The following is a 25,186-nucleotide window of genomic DNA, read 5'->3' as shown; positions in this document are numbered from 1 at the left end:
GCGTCACAGCACCCGGGCGCCGGCCTCCCGCAGCCGGGTAACGGTGCGCTCGCCGTCGCCCGGCTGCCGCTCGACGAAGCGGGTGAGGTCGAGCGGGTAGAGCGTCTCGTAGCCGAGCGCGAGCGCGTCGTGCGCGGTCGCCGCCACGCACACGTCGCCCGCCAGACCGGTGACGACGACGCGGCGGACGCCGTGGCGCTCGAGGTGGCCCTGCAGCTCGGTCCGGTCGACCTCGCCGGAGACCGGGTCGCGGACCGAGAAGCCGGAGTAGCCGTCCTCGCCGCCGGTGCCCTTGCGGACGACCGGGTCGTCGGCGTGGACGTCGAGCCCGTCGACGAGCTCCGCGCCCCACGTGCCTGCCACGCAGTGCACCGGCCAGGGACCGCCGTCGGTGTCGAAGTGCGGCGTGCGCGGCGGGTGCCAGTCCTGGGTGAGGACGACGAGGGCGCCCGCGGCCCGGGCCGCGACCAGGTGCGGGCCGAGCGCGGCGGCGAGGTCCTCGCCACCGGCGACGTGGAGGCCGCCCGCAGGGTCCGCGAAGTCGTTCTGGAGGTCGACGACCACGAGGGCCGTGGTGGCGTCGTAGCCGACGTCCGAGGGGTCCGTCATGCCTCCCCAACGTACGTCGTCGGGAACGCCGCGTCGCCCTCGGACAGCGACAGCGCGTCCCACGGCAGGGTCGTCGACAGCCGTTCCCGGAGCCGCCGCCGGGCCGCCTCGAGGTCGACCGAGTCCGCGGTGTCGTCCGTGCGCTGCCCGCGTCGCAGGAGTGCCACCTGCGGCGAGCGGTCGCCGGGACGCTCGTCGACGTCGGCGCCGCCCGCCACGAGCACCTCCTCCGTCGCGACCCCCGAGGCGCGGTGGCGCCGCACGACGCGGTGCGCCCCGGCGTGCGTGGCCTTGCCCGTCGAGCGCTTCGCGACCGGTCGGCCGTCGACCTCGACGAGCTTGTAGACGAGGCCGGCGGTGGGGGCTCCGGAACCGGTGACGACGGAGGTCCCGACGCCGTACACGTCGACCGGGGCGCCCGACAGCCGCGCGATGCCGTGCTCGTCGAGGTCGCCGGAGACGACGACCTTGGTGCCGGTCGCGCCCAGGTCGTCGAGCAGGCGGCGGGCGAAGCGCGCGTGCACGGCGAGGTCGCCGGAGTCGATCCGCACGCCGCCCAGCGACGTGCCCGCGACCTCGACCGCCGCGCGGATCCCCTCGGCGATGTCGAACGTGTCGACGAGGAGCGTCGTGCCCGGTCCCTGCGCGGCGACCTGGGCGGCGAAGGCCTCGCGCTCGGAGTCGTGGAGGAGCACGAAGGCGTGGGCGCTCGTGCCCGCCGTCGGCACGCCGAACCGCACGCCGGCCTCGAGGTTGCTCGTCGACGTGAACCCCGCGAGGTGGGCGGCGCGGGCGGCGTCGACGGCAGCGTGCTCGTGGGTGCGCCGGGACCCCATCTCGACGATGGGGCGGTCCTCCGCGGCGACGACCATGCGGGCGGCGGCGCCGGCGACGGCGCAGTCGTGGTTGAGGACGCTCAGCACGACGGTCTCGAGGACGACGCCGGTGGCGAAGGAGGCCCGCACCTGCAGCAGGGGCGAGCCGGGCACGTGGACCTCGCCGTCCGGGTAGGCGACCGCGTCGCCGTCGAAGCGGTAGCGGGCCAGCCACTCGCACGTGCGGTCGTCGACGACGCCGCCGGACCGCAGCGCCTCGAGGTCGGCGTCGTCGAAGCGCAGGCCCTCGAGCACCTCGAGCACCCGCGACATGCCGGCGACGACCCCGAAGCGCCGCCCGGAGGGCAGCCTGCGCCCGAAGACCTCGAACACGCACTCGCGGTCCGCGGTCCCGGCGGCCAGCGCGGCCTGCACCATCGTCAGCTCGTAGCGGTCGGTGGCGAGGGCGGGGACGCGCACGACCGCCACGCTAGCCGCGCCTACGCTGTGGGGCGTGCCGTCGGTCCTGCCCCACCCGCTCCCCGTGCGTGCGGCGGAACCGGGGGCGCCCGAGGCCCCCGGCTCGGCGACGGCTGTCGCGGAGCAGCCCGTCGAGCAGCGCCACGGCACATGGACGACGATCGTGTGGAACGACCCCGTCAACCTCATGTCGTACGTCTCGTACGTGTTCCGCTCGTACTTCGGGTACTCCAAGGAGAAGGCCGACGAGCTCATGATGCGGGTCCACACCGAGGGCCGTGCCGTCGTGAGCTCCGGCAGCCGGGAGCGGATGGAGGGCGACGTCAGCGCGATGCACAGGTACGGGTTGTGGGCGACGCTGCAGCGGGAGGAGCCGTGACGCGGTGGCCCGCCGGATGAGCGCGATGGTGCGGCGGCGCCGGGACGGCCACGTCGCCTTCGACCTCGACGTCGTCCACGCGGGGGTCGTCGCGGAGGCGCTCGAGCAGACGCGGGCCGTCCTGCTGGGCGAGGAGCCACCTGTGACCGGCGGCGCCGCCGAGGCGGCGTCGGGGGCCGAGGCCGTCGGAGGACCGGACGACGAGTTCGACGCGATCGTCGCAGGGCTCGACATGCCGACGACGGGCGAGGACGGGACCGGGCGGGCCGACGTCGGCGCCGACGAGCGACCCGACGACCCGGTGCTGCGGCGGCTGCTGCCCGACGCGTCCCTCGACGACGAGGCCACCGCCGCCGAGTTCCGCCGCCTGGCCGGGACCGGCGTGCGGGACGCGAAGGTCGCCGCGATCGACTCCGTCCTCGCGGACCTCGTGACGCTGCGGCGGCAGGAGGGCGGTGTCGTCGTCGACCCCGGCCGCGCGGCGGCGTGGCTCACGGCGCTCAACGACTGCCGGCTCGCGCTCGGCACCCTCCTCGCCGTGGGCGAGGACGACGACCTCCACGGCGAGCTCGACGCGTACGAGGCCGAGATCGTGGCGGAGGCCGTGGCCGCGGGGGAGGGCGACGACGTGGTCGTCGACCCCGCCGGCAGCGAGCGCGCCCTGCGGGCGTACCGCATCGCGGTGTACGACTTCCTGTCGGCGCTGCTGGAGATGCTCGTGCGGGCCCTCGACCGCTGAGAGCAGGGTCGAGGGCGGCGGAGGGCCCGCACGCGCACCGTGGCTCAGGCCGGGGCGGCCCGCCGCTCGCGCTCCCCGGTCCGCGCCGTCTCCGGCTCAGCGACCCCCGTCGGGCGCCGGCCGTCGACCTCCTCGATGGTCATGAGCGTCGTGGGGTCGTGCGTCTCGGCGTAGTCCGGGTCGTCGTACGCGCTCTTGAGGCGGGCGATGCGGAAGATCACGAGGGCGAAGAGCGCCTTCGCGAGGATGTCCGCCACCGAGTAGCCGACCTCCCGGGCGACGAACGCGTCGCTGCCCTCGATCCCCAGCACGGGGAACAGGTAGGCGATCGGGTAGACGCCCCACGTGCCGAGCAGGAGCAGGCGGAGGTTCCGCACGGTCACCGCGATCTCCCTCGGGGCGCCGGCCAGGATGCGACCGAGCTCGACGAAGAGCACGTAGAGGATGTAGGCGAACGGGATCGTCGACAGCGCGCCCCAGATCATCTTCGTCGTGACGTCGTCGCTGATCTCGCCGGGGTAGCCGAGCACGATCATGAGCGCGGAGGCCGGGATGAGCCGGACGAGCAGCGAGGTCTGCGTCTTCCGGGCGAGCGCCAGGACGGCGATGGCCTCGAGCAGCAGGAGCGGGACCGTCAGGAGCCAGTCGACGTAGCGGTAGGCGACGTTGAACGAGACGCCCTCGGCCAGCGTGTAGACGCCCTGGCCGCCGACGGCGTCCGTGACGTACGCCTCCCGGAAGGAGTCGAAGATCCGGAAGTAGTGGTAGGCGGCGATCCCGCACACCGTCGCGGAGATGATGAGCGCCGCCCGGTACTTCGGGAGCACCCGTCGCAGGCTCATCACGATGAACAACGCGGTGAACAGCTGGCTCGCGATCACCAGGGACAGGAAGTTGTAGACGGTGTCGTACTGAGCCTGGCTCAGCTCTTCGACCATCGGGTGCCTCCATCGGTCGGGCGCAGCAGGGGAGCGGGTGACCCACGTCTGCGTGGACCCGCCTGCGCTCTTCCATGGGACGCTCGACCGCGCCGCCAGGCAAGTTGAACAACCTACGACGCGGTTCGGCGTGGATGTGGTGCCGCGCCTACGCTCCGCTCGTGCTCCGCATCCGACGGTCCCTCCTCGACGCGGTCGTCGCCCACGCGCGTCGCGACCACCCCGACGAGGCGTGCGGTGTCGTCGCCGGACCGCAGGGCAGCGACGAGCCCCGCCGGCTCGTGCCCATGCTCAACGCGGCCCGCTCGCCGACGTTCTACGAGTTCGACAGCAGCGAGCTGCTCGCGCTCTACCGGGACATGGACGCCCGCGAGGAGGACCCCGTCGTCGTCTACCACTCCCACACCGCCACGGAGGCGGTCCCGTCGCGCACCGACATCGCCCTCGCCTCCGAGCCCGGCGCCCACTACCTCCTGGTCTCGACACGCGACCCCGCGCAGGACGAGGTGCGCAGCTGGCGCATCGTCGACGGGGAGGCGCGTGAGGAGGCCGTCGAGGTCGTCGACGGCTGAGGTGCGGGCGCCTCAGCGACCGTCGTAGGGCACGACCCACGACCGGGACGCGACGTGCCACGTCGCGTGCGGACCGTGGGGGCGCTGCGTCGTGCTGCCCACCGGGCCCACCCGCCGACCGCTCAGCCGCTCGGCCCGCACGCGCACCCACACGTCCTTGACGCCGGGGGCCCACGGCCGCAGCAGGGTGGCGGCGTCCTCCCCGACCGGCGGGCGGCCGCCGCCCCCGGTGCGGTGCACCTCGACCTGGCCGACGACCATCACGCTCCAGCCGGTCCGCCGCCGCACGTCCGCCTCGTCGGCCTGGAAGGTGAGCACGCCCTCGCGTGCGGCACGGTCGACGCCGCTGCCGCTCGACGTCCGGAAGACCACGTCCTCCCCGTCGAGGACGTACGCCACCGGCACCACGGCGACCGTGCCGTCCGGTGCCGGGTACGCCACCCGACCCGCGCTCGTGCGGGCGAGGTGCTCGAGGCACTGCGAGCGGTCCAGGACGCTGACGCGCGGCGCCCGGCCCTCGGCGGGCCCGTCCTCGTCCCCTTGGGCTGTCATGCCCCGATGCTCCCCGGCGTCCGCGACCGTCACCCGGGACCTCGGTCCCGGGTCCGGCGCCGCCGGAATAGCGGACCGGGGCGGCACGGTTGGCCACGACGGCCACCACCGCCGAGCCGAGGAGAACCGTGAGCGCCGAGCCGACCGTCACGACGGGCACCGCGCCCGTCGTCGTCCGCATCCCGACGATCCTGCGCGGCCTCACCGGGGGCGCCCGCAGCACGACGGCGTCCGGCTCGACGCTCGCCGACGTGCTCGCCGACCTCGACGAGCGCCACCCCGGGATCGGCGAGCGCGTCCTCGAGGACGGTGCGCTTCGCCGCTTCGTCAACGTCTACGTCGACGACGAGGACGTGCGGTTCACCGGCGGCCTGGCGACGCCGGTCGGCGAGGGCGCCGAGGTGACGATCCTCCCGGCGGTCGCCGGCGGCTGCTGACCCCGTGCGCGCGTCCTCGGTCCTCGACACCGTCGGCGGCACGCCGCTCGTCCACCTCGCCCGGCTCTCGCCGTCGCCGACCGTGCGGCTGTGGGCCAAGCTCGAGGACCGCAACCCGACGGGCTCGGTGAAGGACCGGCCCGCCACGTGGATGGTCCGGGCGGCGGAGGCGGACGGCCGGCTGCGGCCGGGGGCCACGCTGCTGGAGCCCACGAGCGGCAACACCGGCATCTCGCTGGCGATGGCCGCCCGGCGGGCGGGCTACCGCCTCGTCGTCGTGATGCCGGAGAACGTGAGCGAGGAGCGGGTGCGGCTGCTGCGCCTCTACGGCGCGGACGTCCGCTTCTCGCCGGCGGTCGGCGGCTCCAACGAGGCGGTGCGGGTGGCGCGGGCGCTCGCGGCGGAGCACCCGGACTGGGTGATGCTCGACCAGTACGCCAACGAGGCGAACGCGCGCGCCCACTACGAGTCCACCGGGCCCGAGCTGGTCGCGGACCTGCCCGAGATCACGCACTTCGTCGCGGGCCTCGGCACGACCGGCACCCTCATGGGCGCCGGGCGCTTCCTCAAGGAGAAGGTGCCGGACGTACGGGTCGTCGCCGCGGAACCCCGCTACGGCGAGCTGGTGTACGGCCTGCGGAACCTCGACGAGGGGTTCGTGCCGGAGCTGTACGACGAGCGCGTCCTCGACGGCCGCTTCTCCGTCGGCCCGCGGGACGCCGTCCGCCGTACCCGCCAGCTCCTCGAGGAGGAGGGGATCTGGGCGGGGGTGTCGACCGGCGCGATCCTCCACGCCGCGCTCGGTCTCGCCCGGCGCGCCGAGCAGGCGGGCGAGCGGGCGGACATCGCCTTCCTCGTGTGCGACGGCGGCTGGAAGTACCTGTCGACGGGGGCCTTCGACGGCGACCTCGACGACGCCGAGGACGCCCTGGAGGGCCGGCTGTGGGCGTGAGCGAGGCGGCGCTCCGCGGCGCGGTGCAGGCACCCGGACGTGTCCGGGGCCGCGGGTAGCATCCGAGCCGTGCTGGAGGAGCTCGACGCCCCGATCGGGATCTTCGACTCGGGGGTCGGCGGCCTCACCGTCGCACGTGCCGTGCTCGACCAGCTCCCGCACGAGCCGATCCGCTACCTCGGCGACACCGCCCGCACCCCGTACGGCCCACGGCCCATCGCCGAGGTGCGCCGGTTCGCCCTCGACTGCCTCGACACGCTCGTCGAGTCGGGCGTCAAGCTCCTCGTGATCGCGTGCAACTCGGCGAGCGCCGCCATGCTGCGCGACGCCCGCGAGCGCTACGACGTCCCGGTCGTCGAGGTCATCCAGCCCGCCGTCCGGCGCGCCGTCGCCGCTACCCGCAGCGGCCGGGTGGGGGTCATCGGGACCCGCGCGACCGTGTCGTCGCGCGCGTACGAGGACGCGTTCGCCGCCGCCGTGCACCTCGAGCTGACGACGCGGGCGTGCCCCCGCTTCGTCGAGTTCGTCGAGCAGGGCGTCACGAGCGGCCCGGAGCTCCTCGCCGTCGCCGAGGAGTACCTCGCGCCCGTGCGCGAGGCCGGCGTCGACACCCTCGTGCTCGGCTGCACCCACTACCCGCTGCTGACGGGCGTCATCGGCTACGTCATGGGCGAGGACGTCACACTCGTGTCGAGCGCCGAGGAGACCGCGAAGGACGTCTACCGCACCCTCGCCCGGCACGACCTGTTCCGTCCCGACGACGCGCCCCCACCGCGGCACCGGTTCCTCGCCACCGGCGACGGCCAGGCGTTCCACGACCTCGCCGGGCGCTTCCTCGGCCCGGTCGTCGGGGCGGTCGAGCTGAGCGCCGGGACCCCCGCGTGAGGCTGACGGTCGTCGGGTGCGCCGGCTCGTACCCCGGGCCGGACTCGGCCGCCTCCTGCTACCTCGTCGAGGCCGACGGCCCCGACGGGTCGACGACGCGGGTGGTGCTCGACCTCGGCAGCGGGGCCATCGGGCCGCTGCAGCGGCACGTCGACCCGCGCCGCCTCGACGCCGTCCTGCTGTCGCACCTGCACGCCGACCACTGCCTCGACCTCATGGGCCTCTACGTCATGCAGCGGCACCACCCCGCGGGGCCGACCGGCCGGCGCGTGCCGGTGTGGGGCCCGAGCGGCACGGCCCTGCGGCTCGCCCGCGGCTACGACCTCACCGAGCCCGACGCGATGGCCGGGGAGCTCGCCGTGCACCGCTGGGTCCCGGAGGAGCCGGTGCAGGTGGGGGCGCTGACCGTCACCGCCTACCCGGTGCTGCACCCGGTGGAGGCGTACGCGGTCCGGGTCGCGTGGACGGGGCCGGACGGGCGGGAGCGGGTCCTCGCGTACTCCGGCGACACCGACGCCTGCGACGGGCTCGTCGAGGCGGCCCGGGACGCCGACCTGCTGCTGTGCGAGGCCGCGTTCGTCGAGGGCCGCGACGAGGCCCGCGGCATCCACCTCACGGGCCGCCGCGCGGGGGAGGCCGCGCGGTCGGCCGGTGCCCGCTCGCTCCTCGTCACGCACGTGCCGGCGTGGAACGACCCGGGCGCGGCCGCGCGCGAGGCGCGCGAGGTGTGGTCCGGGCCCCTCGCGACCGCCCGGCCCGGGCTCGTCGTCGAGGTCTGACGGCGCGGTCCTAGGGTGGCCGGCATGACGACCCGCCACGACGGCCGCGCCCCCGACGAGCTGCGACCGGTCCGGCTCACCCGCGGCTGGAGCGAGCACCCCGAGGGCAGCGTCCTCGTGGAGTTCGGCCGCACGCGGGTGCTGTGCACGGCCTCGTTCACCCCCGGCGTGCCGCGCTGGCGCAAGGGCTCCGGTCAGGGGTGGGTGACGGCGGAGTACGCCATGCTGCCGCGCGCCACCCACACCCGCGGCGACCGGGAGTCGGTGAAGGGCCGCGTCGGGGGACGCACCCACGAGATCAGCCGCCTCGTCGGGCGGGCGCTGCGCGCCGTCGTCGACACCTCGGCGCTCGGCGAGAACACCGTGCAGCTCGACTGCGACGTGCTGCAGGCCGACGGCGGCACCCGCACCGCCGCCATCACCGGGGCCTACGTCGCGCTCGCCGACGCGTGCGCGTGGGCGGTCCGCGAGGGTCACGTCCCCGCGACGGCGCAGCCGCTCACCGGCAGCGTCGCCGCGGTGAGCGTCGGGGTCGTCGACGGCCGTCCCGTCCTCGACCTCGACTACCCGGAGGACGTCGCGGCCGGCACCGACATGAACGTCGTGTGCACCGGCGACGGGCGCTTCGTCGAGGTGCAGGGCACCGCCGAGGGCGCGCCGTTCGACCGCACCGAGCTCGACGCGCTCCTCGACCTCGCCTCCGCCGGCTGCGTCGCGCTCGCCGGGCACCAGGCCGCAGCCCTCGCCGGCCCGCTGCCGGGGGCCTGACGTGGCCGCTGCGCCGCGGCTCGTGCTCGCGACCCGCAACGAGCACAAGGTCGTCGAGCTCCGGCGGCTGCTCGCCCCGCACGTGCCGGGCCTGGCCGAGGGCGACGTGGTCTCCGTCGCCGGTGCGGTCGCCGCCGGCCTGCCCGACCCGGGCGAGGTGGCCGAGACCGGGGTGACGTTCGCCGAGAACGCGCTGCTCAAGGCCCGGGCCGTCGCCGCGGCCACCGGCCTGCCGGCCGTCGCCGACGACTCGGGGCTCTGCGTCGCCGTCCTCGGCGGGGCCCCCGGGGTGTTCTCCGCGCTCTGGGCCGGTCGGCACGGCGACGACGCGGCGAACCTCCGGCTGCTCCTCGCCCAGCTGGCGGACGTCCCCGACGCCCACCGCGCGGCCTGGTTCGAGTGCGCCGCCGCGCTGTCCGGCCCGGGGGTCGAGGAGACCGTCACGAGCGGGACGCTGCACGGCCGGCTCGCGCGGCAGCCCCGAGGGGACGGCGGCTTCGGCTACGACCCGGTCCTCGTGCCGGACGGTGACGTGCGGACGTGCGCCGAGCTCACGCCGGACGAGAAGGACGCGATCAGCCACCGGGGGCAGGCCGTCCGCGCGCTCGTCGCGACGCTCGCCCCGCTCCTGGCCCGCGGCCCCGAGACGGGTCGCTGACGGGGGCGAGATCTGACGGACCGGTGACGGACCGGGGCGACGCCCCGGCCGACGACCCGGGCCCACCTACGCTCGGCACGTGCCCCGCGTCCTCGTCGTCGACGACGACCCGACCGTCCGCGAGGTCGCGGGGGCCTACCTCGCCCGCGACGGGCACGAGGTCCTCGAGGCCGACGACGTGGCGTCCGCCCTCGCCGTCGCGCACGCGCACGTCCTCGACCTCGTGGTGCTCGACGTCATGCTCCCCGGCGGCTCGGGGCTCGACGTCTGCCGGCTGCTGCGGGAGCCCGGTCGGGCGCACGGCCGCGAGCCGGCCGTCATCCTCCTCACCGCCCTCGGCGAGGAGGAGGACCGCGTCGCGGGGCTGGTCGCCGGGGCCGACGACTACGTGCCCAAGCCCTTCAGCCCGCGCGAGCTCGTCCTGCGGGCCCGTTCCGTGCTCCGGCGGACCTCGCCCGGCCCGCGGCCCGCCGCCGAGGGGGCCGGCGACGTGCTGCGGGACGGCGACCTCGAGGTCGACGTCGCGGGGCACCGGGCCACCCGCGCGGGGCAGGAGCTCCCCCTCACGAGCCGCGAGCTCGCGCTGCTCGTCCACCTGCTGCGCCACCCGGGCCGCGCGTTCTCGCGCGAGGACCTCCTGCGGGACGTGTGGGGGTGGGAGTTCGGCGACCTGTCGACCGTCACGGTCCACGTCCGCCGCCTGCGCGGCAAGGTCGAGGCCGACCCCGCGTCCCCGCAGCGGCTCGTCACCGTGTGGGGGGTCGGGTACCGCTGGGACCCGCAGGAGGGCCGGTGAGCGCCGCGGCGTCCGTGGTGGCGATCGCCGCCGCGGTCGCGCTCGCCGTCGGGCTGGTCGGTGCCGTCGTCGTCGTCGCGCTCGCCCGGCGTGCGGTCGCAGCCGCGGTCGTCGTCACACCGGTCGTCGCGGTCGCGTCCGTCGCCGCCGGCGTGGCCGCCGCAGCGCAGGCGATGCTGCTGTCGCCGGGGGACCTCCGGGTCGTCCTCGTCGTCCTCGCGGCGACGGTCCCCGTCGCCCTGCTCTTCGGCGGGCTCCTCGCCCGCCGCGTCGCGCACGTGCTGCGTCGTGCGGCCGACGACGCCGCCGGGTCACGGCGCGAGGCCGAGGTCGAGCGGGGCCGCCGCGAGCTCGTGACGTGGGTCTCCCACGACCTCCGCACCCCGCTCGCCGGGATCCGCGCGATGGCCGAGGCCCTCGAGGACGGCGTCGCCGAGGACCCCGCCCGCTACCTCGCCCGGATCCGGGAGGAGGCCGACCGGACCAGCGGCATGGTCGACGACGTCCTCATGCTGTCGCGGCTGCGCTCCGGCGCGCCGGGCTCCGCCGCGGCGGAGGAGGAGGTCGACGTCGCCGACGTCCTGTCCGACGCCGTCGCGCAGGTGCACCCGCTGGCCCGGGCCGACGGCGTCGCGCTGACGGGTGAGGCGGCACCGGGTGTGCTCGTGCGCGGCCGGACCGGTGAGCTGGCGCGCGCGGTGGTCAACCTCCTCGACAACGCCGTCCGGAGCAGCGGTCCCGGCGGGTCGGTGTCGGTCGGCGTGACGCGCGCAGCGGGGACGGTCACCGTCGAGGTCCGCGACTCCTGCGGCGGTGTGAGCGAGGAGACGCTGCAGCGGATGTTCGAGCCCGGCTGGCGCGGCGAGGCCGCGCGCAGCCCGGGACGCGTCGGGGCCGGGCTCGGTCTCGCCATCGTCCGGTCCGTCGCCGAGCGGCACGGCGGGCGCGCCGAGGTGCGCCCCGTCGCGGGCGGGTGCCTCGCCCGGCTCGAGCTGCCGGCCGCGGACGTCAGCACCTCGTAAGGGGTCCGGCCCTCCCGCGGGACGCCGGCGCCGCGCACGATGGTGGGGTGAGCACACGAGCCCCCGCCCGCACCCTGCCCGCGCTCGCCCTCGCGGCGGCGCTCCTCCTCGCCGCCTGCGGAGGCGCGGCGACCGCCGAGGACGCCGCCTCCGCAGACCCGACCGGGCCGATGGCGTCGGAGGAGCCGATGGCGTCGGAGGAGCCGATGGCGTCGGAGGACGCCGAGGCGGCGCCGCAGGAGGTGCCGGAGGTCCTCGCCTTCACCGCACCCACCGTCGACGGGGGCACCTTCGAGGGCGCCTCGCTCCTCGGCGAGCCCACCCTGCTGTGGTTCTGGGCCCCCTGGTGCACCGTGTGCGCGCGTGAGGCCCCCGAGATCGCCGCCCTCGCCGAGGAGTACGAGGGTCGCGTGCGCGTCGTCGGGGTCGCGGGCCTGTCGAGCGACGGCGACGCCATGAGCGACTTCGTCGCGCGCGGCGGCGTCGACGGCATCGAGCACGTCGCCGACCTCGACGGCACGCTCTACACGCGCTTCGGTGTCGCGAGCCAGTACGACTCGGTGGTGCTCGACGCCTCGGGCGAGCCGCGGGTCCTCACGGGCCCCGTGCCCGTCGACCGGCTGCGCGCCGAGCTCGACGCGCTCGCCGGCTGAGGCCTCCGCCGTGGTCGACGCCGCCACCCTCTCCCTCGCCCTCGTCGCGGGCCTGCTCGCAGCGCTCAACCCGTGCGGGTTCGCGTTGCTCCCGGCGTACCTCGCCCTCGTCGTCACCGGCGGGGAGGACGCACGCCCGGGCCGCTCCGCGGCGCTGGTCCGGGCCCTCGTGATGTCCGGGTCGATGACCGTCGGCTTCGTCGCCGTCTTCGGTGCGTTCGCCGCCGTCGCGGTCCCGCTCGCCTTGTCCGTCGAGCGGTTCCTGCCGTGGCTCACGGTCGTCGTCGGCGTCCTCCTCGTGGCCGCCGGCGGCTGGCTGCTCGCCGGTCGCGAGCTCGCCGTCGTCGCCCCGCGCGCCGGGTCGGCGCCGACGGGCACGGCGCGCTCGATGGTCGGGTACGGCGTCGCGTACGCGCTCGCGAGCCTGTCGTGCACGGTCGCGCCGTTCCTCGCCGTGACGACGGCCGCGCTCACCACGGGCGGCGCGGTGGCGGCCGGCGCGGTCTTCGTCGTGTACGCCCTCGGGATGGGCGCGGTGGTGACGACCCTCGCGGTGGCCGTCGCCCTCGCCCGGCGGGGACTCGTCGACCGGATGCGTCGCGCCACGCCGTACGTCGCCCGTGCCAGCGGCGGGCTCCTCGTGGTCGCGGGCCTGTACGTCGCCTACTACGGCGTCTACGAGCTGCGGGTGCTGTCCGGCGGGTCCGTCGCCGACCCCGTCGTGGACGCGGCCCTCGCCCTGCAGGGCGTCCTGTCCCGGACGGCCGTCGCGGTGGGCCCGTGGCCACTCGTCGCCGTCGTGGTCGCGACCCTGCTCGTCGTCGTGGTCGCGCGGGTCCGGGGGCGCCGGCGCGGCGCCCGGCAGGCCGACGCGAGCGGTGCGGGCCGGGCCGAGCAGGAGATGACGGGTCGGTGACGTCGCGCCCGTGGGGGCGACGCCACGGGGGTCGCCGACGGATCCTGGGGACATGAGCACCACCAGTGCACCCGTGGCCCCCGTCGAGCAGCACCGCGACGAGCCGTCGAGCCGGTGGTGGGACGCCGCGGCCGGGCTCGTGGCGCTCGGGGCGGGCCTCGCCGCGGCCGAGCTCGTGGGGCTGGTGACGAGCCGGTCGGCGACCCCCGTCGTCGCGGTGTCGGACACGGTCGTCGACCTCACGCCGCCGTGGGCGAAGGACGCCGCCATCGCGCTGTTCGGCACGAACGACAAGGTCTTCCTCTTCGCCGTCGTCGCGACCGTCGCCGCCCTGGTCGGTGCGACCGCCGGGGTCCTCGAACGCCGACGCCCCCCGCTCGGGGCCCTGCTCACCGCCGCCCTCGGCGTCACCGTGGCCGCCGCCGCGCTCACCCGGCCGGACACGGGCACCCTGTCCGTCCTGCCGGGCGCCGTGGCCGCGGTCGTCGGCATCGTCGTCCTGCGCGTGCTGCTCGCGCGGCTCGTGGTGACCGGCGCAGGGCCCCGCCGGCGGGTCGTGCTGCTCGTCGGGACCGGGGCTGCGGCGCTCGGCGCCGGCCTCGGCGCCGGGCTGCTGCGGCGGGTCGGGGCCCGCGGCGGGGAGGAGGCCCGTGCCGCGGTCGAGCTGCCGACGGCCGCCGAGCAGGCCCCCCCGCTGCCGGAGCAGGGGACGTACGACGACGTCCCCGGCCTCGCGCCGTTCCGCACGCCGAACCCGGACTTCTACCGGATCGACACCGCGCTCGTCGTGCCGCGGCTCACCACCCGCGACTGGCGGCTGCGCATCGGCGGCATGGTCGAGCGGGAGGTCGAGCTCACGTGGGACGACGTGCTCGCCCGCCCGCTGGTGGAGAAGTGGGCGACGCTGTCGTGCGTGAGCAACCGCGTCGGCGGTGACCTCGTCGGCAACGCCCTGTGGCTCGGGGTGCCGACACGGGAGCTGCTCGCGGAGGCGCGACCGCTGCCCGGCGCCGACATGGTGCTGTCGCGCAGCACCGACGGCTTCACCGCCGGCACCCCCGTCGAGGCCATGACGGACGACCGCGACTCGCTGCTGGCGATCGGAATGAACGGCGAGCCGCTGCCGCTGGAGCACGGCTTCCCGGCGCGGCTCGTCGTGCCCGGGCTCTACGGCTACGTGTCGGCGACGAAGTGGGTCACCGAGATGACGCTCACGACCTTCGCGCAGGACCAGGGGTACTGGACCCCGCGTGGCTGGTCGGCTCGGGGCCCCGTGAAGATCTCCTCCCGCATCGACCGCCCGGGCGGGAGCGACGTGCGCGCGGGCGAGGTCGTCGTCGCCGGTCTCGCGTGGGCGATGGACGTGGGCGTCGCCGCCGTCGAGGTGCAGGTCGACGACGGGCCGTGGCAGGAGGCGGAGCTCGCGGACGCGGGAACGAGCAGCACGTGGCGGCAGTGGCGGTGGGCGTGGCAGGCCGACCCCGGCTCGCACACGCTGCGGGTCCGGGCGATCGACCAGGCGGGCGACGTGCAGATCGAGGAGCCGGCACCGCCCGCCCCGGACGGCGCGCAGGGCTACGACGAGGTGACCGTCCGGGTGACGTGACGGTGCCGCCCGGTGAGAGGTCACCTGTACGACGACACGCCCGCGTGCCGCGCGCACAGGTGACCTCTCGTCGTCCACAGGCCGTCAGCGGGCTCGGACCGACCCGCGGCACTGTGGCGCCGTGGGTGTCCGGGACCGGGTGTGGACGCGCGAACGGGCGCGACGAGAGGGCGTCAGCGAGCGGGTGCTGACCGGCGGCGTCGAGTTCGTCCGGGTAGTGCCCGGTCACTACGTCGAGGCGTGCTGGGCGGAGGACCTGCTGACGCGGTGCGCCGCGGCGGTGGAGGCGGTGCCGTCGGCGGTCGTGAGCCACTGGACGGCGCTGGAGCTGGAGGAGCTGCCCGTACCGCCGGACGAGGTCGGGCGGCTGCACGTCACCGTCCCCCCGACGATGCGCCGGCGGACGCCGGGGTTGGTCGTGCACCGCTCGGCCGTGCGGCCCGTGACCGCGGACGAGGAGGTCCCGGTCAGCGGTCCGTGCCGCGCCTGGTGCGACGCGGCGGCGCTCGCCGGGCCGGCGCCGGGGCACGAGGGTCTCGCCCGTCTCGTCGCCGTCGCGGACGTCCTCCTGCGCTCCGACGCGGCTCGGCACGTCGTGGTCCGGCTGCTCGAGGCCCGACGCGGCGGGCGGGGCACGGACGTGGCGGCCCGGGCCCTCACGCTCGTCGACACGCGCGCCGAGTCGCCGAGGGAGTCGTGGCTGCGCGTTCTGCTCGTGCTCGAGGGCCTGGCGCCCGAGGCCGTCCAGCACACCGTCACCGACCGCAGGGGCCGGTTCGTCGCGCGGGTCGACCTCGCGTACCCGTCGCGGCGCGTCGTGGTGGAGTACGACGGCGACCACCACAGGGATCGGCGGCAGTGGCAGGCCGATCTGGGTCGGCGCGAGCGCCTCGAGGCCGCAGGCTGGCGCGTCGTCGTCCTCACCGGCCGCGACCTGGTCGACGACCCCCGTCGCGTCGTGGCCCGCGTCCGCGCGGCCCTCGGGTGATCGCTCTCTGACGAGAGGTCGCCCGTACGACGACACGCCGGCGTGTCGCGCGTACGGGTGACCTCTCACAGGCTGGGCGGCGGCGCGCGACGGCTACGCGAGCGCCGCGACGACCACGGCCCAGCACGCGCAGGCCCACAGGACGCTCGCGAACGTCCCGATCATGAAGCGCTCGGGTGCGGCGGGGACCTTGAGCTCGCCGAAGCGGCCCAGGCCCTTGACCGCCAGCACGACCGCGATCCCCTCCGGGCTCCCGACGGCGAGGGTGCCGAACGTCGCGACGCGTTCGAGCAGGCCGAGGGTGGCGCCCCCGCGCAGCAGCCCGGGGGCGCTGAGGGTCGCGACGACCGGCAGCGGCGACGCGCCGGCGGGTGCACCGGGGCGCAGGGCGCTGCCCGACCCGGCGCGCTCGAGCGCGACCCCCTCGTTCGCGCGGGCGGCGGCGGGGTCGGCGAGGCGCAGGACCCCGGTGGCCATCGGCGAGCCCCCTGCCGCGGCGGCGACGAGCATCGCCGCGACGACGACACCGAGGAGCAGTCCCTCGAGCGGGCCGGCGGCGAGCGCGAGCAGGGCGACGCCGACGAGCGGGACGAGCAGGCCCGCGACCACGAGGGCCCCTCGCCACGGGGGGCCAGTCACGATGGCAGGCCGCATCGAGAACGGCAGGAGCACGAGGCACCCGGCGGCCAGCACGACCGCCAGGACCACGGCGAGCACGGCGCTCACGCAGGCTCCTCGGTGCGGGCCGCGGCGTCGGCCCGCTCGAGCAGGTGCCGGACGGCGCCGAGCGCGTCGTCGTGCTGGCGGTGCAGGGCCGCCTGCAGCCGCTGGCCGACCGCCTGGCGGGTGACCCCGAGCCGCTCCGCGGCCGCGGTCTGCGTGAGCCCGGACTCGACGAGACCGACGGCCTCGACGGCCTCCGCGCTCCACCTCGCCTCCACGGCCAGCACGAGCGCGAGGACGGCGTCGGCGTCGGCCGCCACGGGGGCGCAGCGGCCCGCTCCGACGACCGCGGCCCGGAAGGGTCGCTGCTTCGCCGCCTCGACGGCCTCCCGCGCGGCGGTGAACGCGGGACCGCGGCCCGCCCGCGTGGACGCCGGCAGCGGCCGCTCCACCGCCCCGACGCCGACGCCGACCGACCAGGCGCCGTCCCGTACGAGCGCGAGCACGGCGCGGACCACGTCGTCCGCGTCGTCGAGCACCCCCTGGAGCTCGTCGCCGGCGGTGCGCTCGAACCCCCGCGCGGGCGTCGCCACGACGCCGGCGAGCAGGCGCAGCCCCGCACCGACGCGGTCCGCCGAGGAGCGGCTGCCGCGCTGGTCGGCGGTGAGGACGAACACGCGCCGAGCGTAGGGCCCACCCGGGACACGGGGGCCGTGCCGGACGAGGGTGCGGGAGGCGGGACTCGAACCCGCACGCACGAGGCACAGGAACCTAAATCCTGCGTGTCTGCCAGTTCCACCACTCCCGCGCCGCACCAGGGTAGGGCGCCGCGCCCGCCCCTAGGCTCGACCGCATGCCGTCCCGCCGCGACGCGCCCGACGCCGGCCACGTCCTCGACGTGGTGGCCGCGCGGCTGCGGGCGAGCGGTCAGCACATGACGCGGCCGCGACGTGCGGTCGCCGAGGTCCTCGCGGCGGCCGGGGGGCACCTGGGCGCCGAGGGCGTGGTCCAGGCGGTCGCGGAGCAGGCGCCCGACGTCCACCGCGCGAGCGTCTACCGCGCGCTCGAGGCCCTCGCGGCCGCCGGGGTGGTCCAGCACGTCCACCTCGGGCACGGCGGCACCGCCTACCACCTCGTCGACCTCGGCGCCGACGGCGGTGGGCGGCACCTCCACCTGCAGTGCGACGGCTGCGGCACCGTGGTCGACGCGCCGGCGGCGGTGCTCGCGGGCGCCTCGCGGCGGCTGCGCCGCGACCACGGGTTCGTGCTCGACGCGACGCACGTCGCCCTGTCCGGTCGGTGCGCGGCGTGCGCCGGCGGCAGCACGCGACCGGGCTGACGGTCCGCTACGCCTCGAGTCCGAGGGCCTTCCGCAGCATGGCGACGTGCCCGGTGGCCTTGACGTTGTACCGGACCCACTCGACGGTCCCGTCGGCGGCGACGACGACCGTCGAGCGGATGACGCCCGTGACGACCTTGCCGTAGAGGCGCTTCTCCCCGAAGGCGCCCCAGCGCGTCATGACGGCGCGGTCGGTGTCGGCCAGCAGAGGGAACGTGAGGCCGTCCCGCTCGGCGAAGCGCGCGAGCGTGTCGACCGGGTCGGGGGAGACGCCGAGCACGGCGAGGCCCGCCGACCGCAGCGCGGCGAGGCTGTCCCGGAAGTCGCACGCCTGCCGGGTGCATCCGGGGGTCATGGCCGCGGGGTAGAAGTACACGACCACGCGGGACCCGCGCAGCGCCGACAGCGTCACCGTCGAGCCGTCGTGCGCGGGCAGCGTGAAGTCGGGGGCGGCATCGCCGACGGCGAGCCGGGGCACCGGGGCGGGAACGACCTCAACCTGCGACATGGTTGCAGTTTGGCATTGCGCCCACGGGCCCCCGCGAGCAGGATCGTGAGCACGCCGGCGGCACCCCTGCCCGTCGCGCCCCGACCCCTGGAGCCCTCCCGTGCACGTGCCCGACGGTTTCCTCGACGTCACCACCTCCGTCGCCACCGGCGTCGCGGCCGCCGCGGTCGTCGGCGTCGCGCTGCGCCGGGCCCGGGAGGAGGTCGCCGAGACGACGGCGGCGGCCCCGATGGCCGGTCTCGTCGCGTCGTTCGTGTTCGCCGTCCAGATGCTCAACTTCCCCGTCGGGGTCGGCACGTCCGGCCACCTCATGGGAGGCGCGCTCGCGGCGGTCCTCGTGGGGCCGTGGACGGGGCTGCTGGCCGTGACGGTCGTCGTGGTCCTGCAGGCGCTGCTGTTCGCCGACGGCGGCGTCACGGCCCTGGGGACGAACGTCCTGCTCATCGCCGTCGTCACGGCCCTCGTGGGGTACGCGGTGGCGAAGGGCGCCATGGCGGTCCTGCCGAAGCGGCCCGCCTCGGCCGTGCCGGCCGCGGCGCTCGGCGCGCTCGTCTCCGTGCCTGCGACGGCGCTCGTCTTCGTCGGGCTCTACGCCGTCGGCGGTGCCGCGCCGCTCGACCTCGGCCAGCTCACGACCTTCATGCTCGGCTGGCACGTGGTGATCGGCATCGGCGAGGCGGTCATCACGGCGCTCACCGTCGGCGCCGTCGTCGCCACCCGGCCCGACCTCGTCCGGCTCGTCCGGCGCTACCGCACCTCCCTGGTGGTGACGGCCGCCGACGGCACCTCCCGCGAGGTGACCGCGGGCGACACGCCGGTCGCCGAGGGCGTCCGCCGCATCGGGATGGGCTGGGTCGCCGGTGCCCTCGGCGTCGTCCTCGTCCTCGCGGGCCTGGTGTCGAGCGTCGCGAGCGCCGACCCCGACGGACTGGAGTACGTCGCGGAGCAGCTCGGCTTCCTCGAGACGGCCGAGGACTCCGCAGTGGCGGGCAGCCCGTTCGGCGACTACGCCGTGGTCGGCATCGACAACCCCGTCCTCGCGACGGGACTGGCGGGCGTGCTGGGGGTGGCGCTCGTCCTGCTCGTCATGGTCGCGATCGCGCGGCTGGCCGCCGGCCGGCGCGCGCGCCCCCAGGGCTCGCGGGAGACCGAGAGGGTCTGATGGGCGCGGGCCACTCCCACGGCTCCCTCACGGCGCCGTCGTCGGGCCGCTCCCGCAGCGTCTCCGACGGGCTCTACGTCGAGGGGAGCTCGGTGCTCCACCGGCTGCCCGCCGAGGCGAAGGTCGTCGGGCTCGTCGCCGTCGTCGTCACGGTCGTCGCGACGCCGCGGGAGCAGGTGTGGGCGTTCGGCCTCCACGCGCTCGTCCTCGCCGCCCTCGTCGCCGTCGCGGGCATCCCCGCCCGCACCGTGCTGCGGCGGATGGTCATCGAGGTGCCGTTCGTGGTGTTCGCGCTGCTCCTGCCCTTCGTCGCCCTCGGGGAACGCGTCGACGTGCTCGGCCTGTCGCTGTCCGTCGAGGGCCTCCTCGGCGGGTTCAACGTGCTCGCGAAGGGCACGCTCGGCGTGGTGGCCGCGATCGTCCTGTCGGCGACGACGCGTCCGCGCGACCTCCTCGTGGGCCTGCAGCGGCTCCGGGTGCCGGCGCTGCTGGTGACGATCGTGTCGTTCATGGTCCGCTACCTCGACGTCGTCGTCGACGACATGCGCCGCATGGCCGTCGCGAGGGCCGCCCGCGGCTTCGAGGCGCGCCACCTCGGGCACCTGCCCGTCGTCGCGCGCGGCGCCGGCGCCCTGTTCGTAAGGGCCTTCGAGCGCGGCGAGCGGGTGCACCTCGCGATGGTGTCGCGCGGCTTCACCGGCACGATGCCGGTCCTCGCCGCCCCCCGGGCGCGCCCCGGCCAGTGGCTGCTCGTCGCCGGCACGTGGGTCGTCGTCGCCGCCGTCGCCGTCGCGGCGGCCCTCGCCGGCCCGGAGACGTCCCTCGAGCCGTGGCTCACCCGCGCGGCGGCCGCGCCGACGGGGGTGGCAGGGTGAGGACCGTGGCACAGGCCGACGCGCCGGACGCGCCGCGCGCGACCCCGCCGGCCCTCGAGCTCGACGGTGTCGCGTTCGCCTACCCCGACGGGCACCAGGCCCTCTTCGGCGTCGACCTCGTGGTCGCACCCGGAGAGCGGGTCGCGGTCCTCGGGCCGAACGGGGCGGGCAAGACGACGCTGCTGCTCCACCTCAACGGGATCCTCGGCCCCGCCGCCGGGTCCAACGGCGTCGGCACGGTCCGGGTCGGCGGGGTCGCCGTCGCCAAGGACACGCTGCGCGAGGTGCGCCGCCGGGTCGGGCTGGTCTTCCAGGACCCGGACGACCAGCTGTTCATGCCGACGGTGCGCGACGACGTCGCGTTCGGGCCGACCAACCTCGGGCTGCGTGGTGACGCGCTCGACGCCCGCGTCGAGCGGGCGCTCGCCGCCGTGGGGATGACCGCCTTCGCCGACCGGCCGCCGCACCACCTGTCGTTCGGGCAGCGACGCCGGGTCGCCGTCGCGACCGTCCTCGCGATGGACTGCGAGCTCCTCGTGCTGGACGAGCCCTCGAGCAACCTCGACCCGGCGAGCCGCCGCGAGCTGCTCGACGTCCTCGCCGACCTGCCCGTGACCGTGCTCGTCGTCACGCACGACCTGCCGTTCGCCCTCGAGCTGTGCGAGCGCAGCGTCGTCCTCGACGGCGGCCGGGTCGTCCACGACGCCCCGACCGCACAGGTCCTCGCCGACGACGCCCTCCTCGCCCGGCACCGGCTCGAGCTCCCCGTCGGCTTCGACCCGGCCCGTGTGGTCGTGCGGAGGCGCCCGGCCTGAGCGGTCACTACGGTGAGGCGGGTGAGCCACGCCGACCCGAGCACACCCGCGTCCGGCACGGCCGAGGCGCCGCAGACCCCCGAGGCCCTCGAGGCCGCCATCCGCGCGCGGCGCGAGCACCTCACCGGGACCCTCGACGAGCTCGTCGAGCGCGTGAAGCCGGCCAACCTCGCTGCCGACGCGAAGGACGCCGCCGTCACGAAGGCACGTGCGGCCGTCACCGACGAGAACGGCACCCTCCTCAAGGAGCGCGTCGCCGCGATCGCGGCCGCCGTCGTGGTGGTGGTCGGACTGCTCGTCGCACGGTCCGTCCGCAAGCGGCGCCGGTAGCCGTGGGCCCGCCCCGCGGGGGCACCGGACGCCGCCTGCCGCCCGGGGTCGAGCCCGAGGTGCCCGGTCCCGGCCAGGAGTCGGTGTGGGACTACCCCCGCCCGCCCGTCGTCGTCGCGGACGCCCGGCCGGTCGTCGTCCGCTTCGGCGGGGAGGTGTGCCGCACGACCGCTGCCCTCCGCGTGCTCGAGACCTCGCACCCGCCCACGTGGTACCTGCCGGTCGCGGACTTCGCGCCCGGTGCGCTCCGCCCGGCCGCGGGGCGCTCGCTGTGCGAGTTCAAGGGACAGGCCGCCTACCTCGACCTCGTCGCCCCCGACGGGCGCACCGCCGGCGCAGCCGCGTGGACCTACCCCGACCCCCTGCCCGGCTACGAGACGCTGCGCGACCACGTCGCGCTCTACCCCGAGGCCGCCGACGAGGTGACGGTGGCCGGGGAGCGGGTCCGCGCGCAGCCCGGGTCGTTCTACGGGGGGTGGGTCACCGACGACGTCGTCGGCCCGTTCAAGGGAGCACCTGGCAGCATGGGCTGGTGAGCCGACAGACCCCCACCACGGCGGGCGAGCCCGCGAGCCGCGTGCCGGTGCGCATGCTCCACGACCGGATCCTCGTCCGCGCGGAGAACGACGGGGAGCGCCGCTCCGGCGCCGGGATCGTCATCCCCGCCACCGCGACGATGGGCCGCCGGCTCGCGTGGGCGGAGGTCGTGGCCACCGGCCAGCACGTCCGTCAGGTCGAGCTCGGCGACCGGGTGCTCTACGACCCGGAGGACAAGGCCGAGGTCGAGCTCCACGCCGCCACGTACGTCGTGCTCCGCGAGCGCGACCTCCACGCCGTCGCCGCACCCCGCGTCGAGGACGGGGGGACGGGCCTGTACCTGTGACGGCGCCCGCGCAGCCCGCGCCTCCGGCGCGACCCCGCCGCAACGCCCGCTTCACCCCGGTCGAGGCGGAGGGCCCGCTGCCGTGGCACATGCTCGCCGCGGTCCCGGGGATCATGCGGGACGCGCTGCCGTTCCTCGAGCGGACCGCCGCCCGGTACGGCGACGTCGTCCCGTTCCCGGTGCGCGGGCGCCCCGCCGTCCTGGTCAACGGGGTCGCGGGGGTCCGGCGCGTGCTGCAGGACAACCACCGGGCCTACGGCAAGGGGACCGTCCAGTACACGTCGCTGTCCCTGGTGACCGGTGCCGGCCTCCTCACGACGGACGGGGAGGTCTGGCGCGCACACCGCCGGGCGGCCCAGCCGGCGTTCCACCGCGACACCCTGGGCCACGTCGCCGCGGAGTCGCTGCGCGCGGCCGACCTCGTCCGCGTCGAGTGGGACACGGCTCCGGGGCGCGTCGTGGACGTCGACGACGTCGTCGTGCGGGCGACGCTCGCGGTCGTGGGCCGCGCGCTCCTCGGGGCCGACCTCGTCGACGGCGGCGCCGCGGACGGCCACCGGCTCGTGGCCGCCGTCCACGAGGCCCTCGCCGTCGTCGTGCGCCGGGCGCAGCAGCCGTGGACCGCCCCACCGGGCCTGCCGACCCCGGCGGCCCGGCGGCTCGAACGGGCGCGGCGCACCCTCGACGACGCGTGCGCCACGGTCCTCGCCGACCGCCGGGCGGCGCTCGCGGCGGGCCCGCACGGCCGGGGGCCCGGCCACGACGTCCTCGGCCTCCTCCTCGCCGCCGGGCTCACCGACGGCGAGATCCGCGACGAGCTCGTCACGCTCGTCATCGCCGGCCACGAGACCGTCGCGGCCAGCCTCGCGTGGACCCTGCGGCTGCTCGCGGAGCACCCCGAGGTCGTCGCCCGGGTCCACGCCGAGCTCGACACGGTGCTCGACGGACGCCGACCGGGCTGGGAGGACGTGCCCCGCCTTCCCGTGGTCCGCGCCGTCGTCGACGAGGGCCTGCGCCTGTACCCGCCCGCGTGGGTCGTCACGCGGCGGGCGCTGGAGGACGACGTCCTCGACGGCGTCGCGGTGCCCGCGGGCTCCCTCGTCATCACCTCCCCCTGGGTGCACCACCGCCGTCCCGACGTGTGGCCGGACCCGGAGCGCTTCGACGTCGACCGGTGGCTCGACCGGGCGCCCGGGGCGCGGCGCGACGCCTACATCCCCTTCGGGGCGGGGCCGCGGCTGTGCATCGGGCGGGACTTCGCCCTCGTGGAGTCCGTCGTCGTGCTCGCCGACCTGCTGCGCGACCGCAGCGTCGCCCCGGCCGGTCCCCGGCCGGCCGTCGTGCCGTCGGTGACGCTGCGCCCCCGCGGGGGCATGCACCTGGCGGCACGGCCGCGGCGGTAGCGGCACACCCGTCGGGTGCGTCCCCGGGCGGCCGCCGGCCCGTATCGTCGTCGTGATGACGTCGACGGACCCGCCGCCCGGGCGACCCGGGCACGGCCGCCGGCGGGCGGGGCCCGGCCGCCTGCCGGACGCGGACGTGCCCCGCGAGCGGCGTGCCGCCGTGACCGGTGCCGCCGTCGTGCTCGCGGTCTGGGGTGCGTGGCTCCTGCTGCCGTGGGCGTCTCCGGAGGCGGACCGGGAGCCGGTCGCGGCGTCGAGCGGGCAGGACGCCGCGGCCGCCGGTGCGGTGGGGGCCGCCGGCGCAGCCGCGCCCTCGCCCGCGCCCTCGCCCGCGCCGTCGGCGGCAGCGTCGTCGTCGGCCGCGCCGGTTGCCGCCGAGGCGACGACCGCGACGGCCGAGCCGTCCGACGACCCGTCCGCCTCGGCTCCCGAGCGTCACGCGCAGCCCTCCGAGCAGGCCCGTGAGGTGGTGATCCCCCGAGCCGGTGACGGCACCTTCGCGATCGCCCCGGGCGGCGCCGGTCCCGCGGGCGACGGGCAGACGCTCACGTACACCGTCGAGGTCGAGGGCGGCGTGCCGGTCGACCCGACGGCCGTCGCCGAGGTCGTCGACGCCGTGCTCGCCGACCCCCGTTCGTGGATCGCCGAGGGGCGGTGGGCCCTGCAGCGGGTCCCGACCGACGGGGACGCCCGCATCCTCGTGACGAGCCCCGACACCACCGACCGGCTGTGCGCGCCGCTTCGGACCAACGGCGAGGTCTCGTGCCGCAACGGCGACCTCGTCGTCCTCAACGCGCGACGGTGGCTGCTGGGCGCGACCACGTGGGGGGACGACGTCGCCGGGTACCGGCAGTACCTCGTCAACCACGAGGTCGGTCACCTGCTCGGCTACGGCCACGTCGGCTGCCCCGAACCGGGTGTCCCTGCGCCGGTCATGCTCCAGCAGACCGTCCGGCTCGACGGGTGCGTGGCCAACGCCTGGCCGTATCCGTAGAGCAGACCTGGTCTGGTCTGGTCAGATCTCGTAGACTCGGGCGGTGTCCGTCGTCGTGAACATCAGCGAGGCCAAGGCGCAGCTGTCCCGGCTGATCGAACGCGCCCGACGTGGGGAGACGGTCGTCATCGGGAACGCCGGCCGTCCGGTCGCGGTGCTGGTCGCCTACGAGCACGACCCGTCCCCGCGGGTGCTCGGCGGGTGGAAAGGGCGCGTGCGCGTCGCACCGGAGTTCGACGACCCCCTGCCGGAGGAGCTGGCGACAGCGTTCGGGGACGAGCGGTGAACCTGCTCCTCGACACGCACGTGCTGCTGTGGGCCCTCGCCGACGACGACAGGCTGAGCGCCGGCGAGCGGTCGGCGCTGACGTCCGCGGCCAACCGGCTCGTCGTCAGCGCGGCCAGCACGTGGGAGATCGGCATCAAGCGGGCGCTCGGCCGCCTGGACGCGCCGGACGACCTCCGGGAGCAGATCGTCGCACTCCGAGCGGACGAGCTCCCGATGAGTGTGGAGCACACCCTCGCGGCGGCCGCTCTGCCTCGGCACCACGCCGATCCCTTCGACCGGATGCTCGTGGCCCAGGCGCGAGCGGAGGACCTGACGCTGGTGACTCACGACGCCGCGATCGCCCGCTACGACGTGGCGGTCCTCAGGGCCTGAGGGTCGGCGG

At 76.4% G+C, this 25,186-nt stretch carries 33 protein-coding genes and 1 tRNA gene; 26 read left to right on the top strand and 8 right to left on the bottom strand.

All coding sequences use genetic code 11. The features are described 5' to 3' along the window. Nucleotides 1-3: 3 nt before the first annotated feature. Together WAB14_RS17285 and WAB14_RS17280 are read right to left on the bottom strand one after the other, a co-directional pair. Complete coding sequence (locus WAB14_RS17285; RefSeq protein ID WP_340271582.1) at nucleotides 4-609, bottom strand: isochorismatase family protein; 606 nt, start codon at nucleotides 607-609, stop codon at nucleotides 4-6. Then, a complete protein-coding gene (locus WAB14_RS17280) occupies nucleotides 606-1,904 on the bottom strand; it encodes a nicotinate phosphoribosyltransferase (RefSeq protein WP_340271581.1) in 1,299 nt (432 codons plus the stop codon). The genes WAB14_RS17285 and WAB14_RS17280 overlap by 4 nt, the downstream gene beginning before the upstream one ends. Nucleotides 1,905-1,938: 34 nt before the next feature. Between WAB14_RS17280 and clpS the strand changes: the two genes are divergently transcribed. Both clpS and WAB14_RS17270 read left to right on the top strand, forming a co-directional pair. Next, complete coding sequence (gene clpS, locus WAB14_RS17275) at nucleotides 1,939-2,283, top strand: ATP-dependent Clp protease adapter ClpS (RefSeq protein WP_340271580.1); 345 nt, start codon at nucleotides 1,939-1,941, stop codon at nucleotides 2,281-2,283. Between the two features lie 4 nt (nucleotides 2,284-2,287). Next, complete coding sequence (locus tag WAB14_RS17270) at nucleotides 2,288-3,022, top strand: DUF2017 family protein (RefSeq protein ID WP_340271579.1); 735 nt, start codon at nucleotides 2,288-2,290, stop codon at nucleotides 3,020-3,022. 44 nt (nucleotides 3,023-3,066) lie between these two features. Here the strand turns inward: WAB14_RS17270 and WAB14_RS17265 are convergent, their stop codons facing one another. Continuing rightward, a complete protein-coding gene (locus tag WAB14_RS17265) occupies nucleotides 3,067-3,960 on the bottom strand; it encodes a bacteriorhodopsin-like (RefSeq protein WP_340271578.1) in 894 nt (297 codons plus the stop codon). A 161-nt stretch (nucleotides 3,961-4,121) separates the two neighbouring features. Here WAB14_RS17265 and WAB14_RS17260 point away from each other — a divergent pair, with 161 nt between their 5' ends. After that, on the top strand, nucleotides 4,122-4,532 hold the full coding sequence (locus tag WAB14_RS17260) for a M67 family metallopeptidase (protein WP_340271577.1): 411 nt from the start codon (nucleotides 4,122-4,124) through the stop codon (nucleotides 4,530-4,532). A 12-nt stretch (nucleotides 4,533-4,544) separates the two neighbouring features. Here WAB14_RS17260 and WAB14_RS17255 read toward each other — a convergent pair whose 3' ends face one another. Beyond that, nucleotides 4,545-5,084 (bottom strand): pyridoxamine 5'-phosphate oxidase family protein, encoded by a 540-nt coding sequence (locus tag WAB14_RS17255; RefSeq protein WP_340271576.1) that lies wholly within the window; start codon nucleotides 5,082-5,084, stop codon nucleotides 4,545-4,547. A 128-nt stretch (nucleotides 5,085-5,212) separates the two neighbouring features. Here WAB14_RS17255 and WAB14_RS17250 point away from each other — a divergent pair, with 128 nt between their 5' ends. The 12 genes from WAB14_RS17250 (at nucleotide 5,213) to WAB14_RS17195 (ending at nucleotide 15,544) form a co-directional block, all read left to right on the top strand. After that, nucleotides 5,213-5,521, top strand: coding sequence for a MoaD/ThiS family protein (locus WAB14_RS17250; RefSeq protein ID WP_340271575.1), 309 nt, complete (start codon nucleotides 5,213-5,215; stop codon nucleotides 5,519-5,521). A 4-nt stretch (nucleotides 5,522-5,525) separates the two neighbouring features. Further along, entirely contained in the window at nucleotides 5,526-6,473 is a 948-nt protein-coding gene (locus tag WAB14_RS17245) for a PLP-dependent cysteine synthase family protein (RefSeq protein ID WP_340271574.1), read from the top strand. Nucleotides 6,474-6,542: 69 nt separating this feature from the next. Continuing rightward, nucleotides 6,543-7,358 (top strand): glutamate racemase, encoded by an 816-nt coding sequence (gene murI, locus WAB14_RS17240; protein WP_340271573.1) that lies wholly within the window; start codon nucleotides 6,543-6,545, stop codon nucleotides 7,356-7,358. Beyond that, nucleotides 7,355-8,137 carry an MBL fold metallo-hydrolase gene (locus WAB14_RS17235; RefSeq protein WP_340271572.1) on the top strand — a complete coding sequence of 261 codons (783 nt, stop codon included), beginning with the start codon at nucleotides 7,355-7,357 and terminating at the stop codon, nucleotides 8,135-8,137. The genes murI and WAB14_RS17235 overlap by 4 nt, the downstream gene beginning before the upstream one ends. A gap of 24 nt (nucleotides 8,138-8,161) precedes the next feature. Further along, nucleotides 8,162-8,905, top strand: coding sequence for a ribonuclease PH (gene rph, locus WAB14_RS17230; RefSeq protein ID WP_340271571.1), 744 nt, complete (start codon nucleotides 8,162-8,164; stop codon nucleotides 8,903-8,905). Nucleotide 8,906: 1 nt separating this feature from the next. Continuing rightward, a complete protein-coding gene (rdgB, locus tag WAB14_RS17225; protein ID WP_340271570.1) occupies nucleotides 8,907-9,563 on the top strand; it encodes an RdgB/HAM1 family non-canonical purine NTP pyrophosphatase in 657 nt (218 codons plus the stop codon). 79 nt (nucleotides 9,564-9,642) lie between these two features. Next, a complete protein-coding gene (locus WAB14_RS17220) occupies nucleotides 9,643-10,359 on the top strand; it encodes a response regulator (RefSeq protein ID WP_340271569.1) in 717 nt (238 codons plus the stop codon). Beyond that, complete coding sequence (locus WAB14_RS17215) at nucleotides 10,356-11,381, top strand: sensor histidine kinase (protein ID WP_340271568.1); 1,026 nt, start codon at nucleotides 10,356-10,358, stop codon at nucleotides 11,379-11,381. The genes WAB14_RS17220 and WAB14_RS17215 overlap by 4 nt, the downstream gene beginning before the upstream one ends. Before the next feature lie 47 nt (nucleotides 11,382-11,428). Continuing rightward, nucleotides 11,429-12,034, top strand: a complete 606-nt coding sequence (locus WAB14_RS17210) for a redoxin domain-containing protein (protein WP_340271567.1) — start codon at nucleotides 11,429-11,431, stop codon at nucleotides 12,032-12,034. Between the two features lie 10 nt (nucleotides 12,035-12,044). Continuing rightward, a complete protein-coding gene (locus tag WAB14_RS17205) occupies nucleotides 12,045-12,950 on the top strand; it encodes a cytochrome c biogenesis protein CcdA (RefSeq protein WP_340271566.1) in 906 nt (301 codons plus the stop codon). Nucleotides 12,951-13,002: 52 nt separating this feature from the next. Beyond that, nucleotides 13,003-14,556: a molybdopterin-dependent oxidoreductase gene (locus WAB14_RS17200; RefSeq protein WP_340271565.1), complete on the top strand. Its 1,554-nt coding sequence runs from the start codon at nucleotides 13,003-13,005 to the stop codon at nucleotides 14,554-14,556. Nucleotides 14,557-14,677: 121 nt separating this feature from the next. Then, entirely contained in the window at nucleotides 14,678-15,544 is an 867-nt protein-coding gene (locus tag WAB14_RS17195) for a DUF559 domain-containing protein (RefSeq protein WP_340271564.1), read from the top strand. Nucleotides 15,545-15,637: 93 nt separating this feature from the next. Here the strand turns inward: WAB14_RS17195 and WAB14_RS17190 are convergent, their stop codons facing one another. From WAB14_RS17190 to WAB14_RS17180, 3 genes are all read right to left on the bottom strand, one after another. Further along, entirely contained in the window at nucleotides 15,638-16,270 is a 633-nt protein-coding gene (locus WAB14_RS17190) for a hypothetical protein (protein ID WP_340271563.1), read from the bottom strand. After that, nucleotides 16,267-16,884 (bottom strand): hypothetical protein, encoded by a 618-nt coding sequence (locus WAB14_RS17185; RefSeq protein WP_340271562.1) that lies wholly within the window; start codon nucleotides 16,882-16,884, stop codon nucleotides 16,267-16,269. The genes WAB14_RS17190 and WAB14_RS17185 overlap by 4 nt, the downstream gene beginning before the upstream one ends. Nucleotides 16,885-16,934: 50 nt before the next feature. Further along, a tRNA-Leu gene (locus WAB14_RS17180) sits at nucleotides 16,935-17,015 on the bottom strand. Between the two features lie 45 nt (nucleotides 17,016-17,060). On the opposite strand from WAB14_RS17180, the gene WAB14_RS17175 reads away from it, so the two are divergent. After that, on the top strand, nucleotides 17,061-17,546 hold the full coding sequence (locus WAB14_RS17175) for a Fur family transcriptional regulator (protein ID WP_340271561.1): 486 nt from the start codon (nucleotides 17,061-17,063) through the stop codon (nucleotides 17,544-17,546). 7 nt (nucleotides 17,547-17,553) lie between these two features. Here WAB14_RS17175 and bcp read toward each other — a convergent pair whose 3' ends face one another. Next, entirely contained in the window at nucleotides 17,554-18,024 is a 471-nt protein-coding gene (gene bcp, locus WAB14_RS17170; RefSeq protein WP_340271596.1) for a thioredoxin-dependent thiol peroxidase, read from the bottom strand. Nucleotides 18,025-18,154: 130 nt separating this feature from the next. On the opposite strand from bcp, the gene WAB14_RS17165 reads away from it, so the two are divergent. The 10 genes from WAB14_RS17165 to WAB14_RS17120 are packed head-to-tail and all read left to right on the top strand — an operon-like array spanning nucleotide 18,155 to nucleotide 25,176. Further along, entirely contained in the window at nucleotides 18,155-19,216 is a 1,062-nt protein-coding gene (locus tag WAB14_RS17165) for an energy-coupling factor ABC transporter permease (RefSeq protein WP_340271560.1), read from the top strand. Then, nucleotides 19,216-20,091: a cobalt ECF transporter T component CbiQ gene (gene cbiQ / locus WAB14_RS17160; RefSeq protein WP_340271559.1), complete on the top strand. Its 876-nt coding sequence runs from the start codon at nucleotides 19,216-19,218 to the stop codon at nucleotides 20,089-20,091. The genes WAB14_RS17165 and cbiQ overlap by 1 nt, the downstream gene beginning before the upstream one ends. Before the next feature lie 5 nt (nucleotides 20,092-20,096). Then, nucleotides 20,097-20,906 carry an energy-coupling factor ABC transporter ATP-binding protein gene (locus WAB14_RS17155; RefSeq protein ID WP_340271558.1) on the top strand — a complete coding sequence of 270 codons (810 nt, stop codon included), beginning with the start codon at nucleotides 20,097-20,099 and terminating at the stop codon, nucleotides 20,904-20,906. A 21-nt stretch (nucleotides 20,907-20,927) separates the two neighbouring features. Continuing rightward, nucleotides 20,928-21,236 (top strand): DUF3618 domain-containing protein, encoded by a 309-nt coding sequence (locus tag WAB14_RS17150; RefSeq protein ID WP_340271557.1) that lies wholly within the window; start codon nucleotides 20,928-20,930, stop codon nucleotides 21,234-21,236. 2 nt (nucleotides 21,237-21,238) lie between these two features. After that, the gene (locus tag WAB14_RS17145) at nucleotides 21,239-21,772 is read left to right on the top strand and encodes a DUF427 domain-containing protein (RefSeq protein WP_340271556.1); all 534 of its coding nucleotides are present in this window, start codon (nucleotides 21,239-21,241) and stop codon (nucleotides 21,770-21,772) included. A 53-nt stretch (nucleotides 21,773-21,825) separates the two neighbouring features. Beyond that, a complete protein-coding gene (locus WAB14_RS17140) occupies nucleotides 21,826-22,119 on the top strand; it encodes a GroES family chaperonin (RefSeq protein WP_340271595.1) in 294 nt (97 codons plus the stop codon). Then, nucleotides 22,116-23,522 carry a cytochrome P450 gene (locus WAB14_RS17135; protein WP_340271555.1) on the top strand — a complete coding sequence of 469 codons (1,407 nt, stop codon included), beginning with the start codon at nucleotides 22,116-22,118 and terminating at the stop codon, nucleotides 23,520-23,522. The genes WAB14_RS17140 and WAB14_RS17135 overlap by 4 nt, the downstream gene beginning before the upstream one ends. 55 nt (nucleotides 23,523-23,577) lie before the next feature. After that, nucleotides 23,578-24,516, top strand: a complete 939-nt coding sequence (locus WAB14_RS17130) for a DUF3152 domain-containing protein (RefSeq protein ID WP_340271554.1) — start codon at nucleotides 23,578-23,580, stop codon at nucleotides 24,514-24,516. A gap of 43 nt (nucleotides 24,517-24,559) precedes the next feature. Continuing rightward, the gene (locus tag WAB14_RS17125) at nucleotides 24,560-24,802 is read left to right on the top strand and encodes a type II toxin-antitoxin system Phd/YefM family antitoxin (protein ID WP_340271553.1); all 243 of its coding nucleotides are present in this window, start codon (nucleotides 24,560-24,562) and stop codon (nucleotides 24,800-24,802) included. Then, nucleotides 24,799-25,176 (top strand): type II toxin-antitoxin system VapC family toxin, encoded by a 378-nt coding sequence (locus WAB14_RS17120; protein WP_340271552.1) that lies wholly within the window; start codon nucleotides 24,799-24,801, stop codon nucleotides 25,174-25,176. Before WAB14_RS17125 ends, WAB14_RS17120 begins: the two co-directional genes overlap by 4 nt. Nucleotides 25,177-25,186 lie beyond the last annotated feature (10 nt).

The sequence above is a fragment of the Aquipuribacter nitratireducens genome (genome assembly GCF_037860835.1).
GTDB lineage: Bacteria > Actinomycetota > Actinomycetes > Actinomycetales > JBBAYJ01 > Aquipuribacter > Aquipuribacter nitratireducens.
Note: the sequence above shows the minus strand (reverse complement) of the source record. Positions and strands in the feature narration are given on the sequence as shown.

Coding starts and splice junctions, on each gene's coding strand:
- WAB14_RS17130 (WP_340271554.1), top strand. CDS start 23,578: ATGACGTCGACGGACCCGCCGCCCGGGCGACCCGGGCACGGCCGCCGG.
- WAB14_RS17255 (WP_340271576.1), bottom strand. CDS start 5,084: ATGACAGCCCAAGGGGACGAGGACGGGCCCGCCGAGGGCCGGGCGCCG.
- WAB14_RS17265 (WP_340271578.1), bottom strand. CDS start 3,960: ATGGTCGAAGAGCTGAGCCAGGCTCAGTACGACACCGTCTACAACTTC.
- rph (WP_340271571.1), top strand. CDS start 8,162: ATGACGACCCGCCACGACGGCCGCGCCCCCGACGAGCTGCGACCGGTC.
- WAB14_RS17140 (WP_340271595.1), top strand. CDS start 21,826: ATGCTCCACGACCGGATCCTCGTCCGCGCGGAGAACGACGGGGAGCGC.
- WAB14_RS17285 (WP_340271582.1), bottom strand. CDS start 609: ATGACGGACCCCTCGGACGTCGGCTACGACGCCACCACGGCCCTCGTG.
- cbiQ (WP_340271559.1), top strand. CDS start 19,216: ATGGGCGCGGGCCACTCCCACGGCTCCCTCACGGCGCCGTCGTCGGGC.
- WAB14_RS17175 (WP_340271561.1), top strand. CDS start 17,061: ATGCCGTCCCGCCGCGACGCGCCCGACGCCGGCCACGTCCTCGACGTG.
- WAB14_RS17200 (WP_340271565.1), top strand. CDS start 13,003: ATGAGCACCACCAGTGCACCCGTGGCCCCCGTCGAGCAGCACCGCGAC.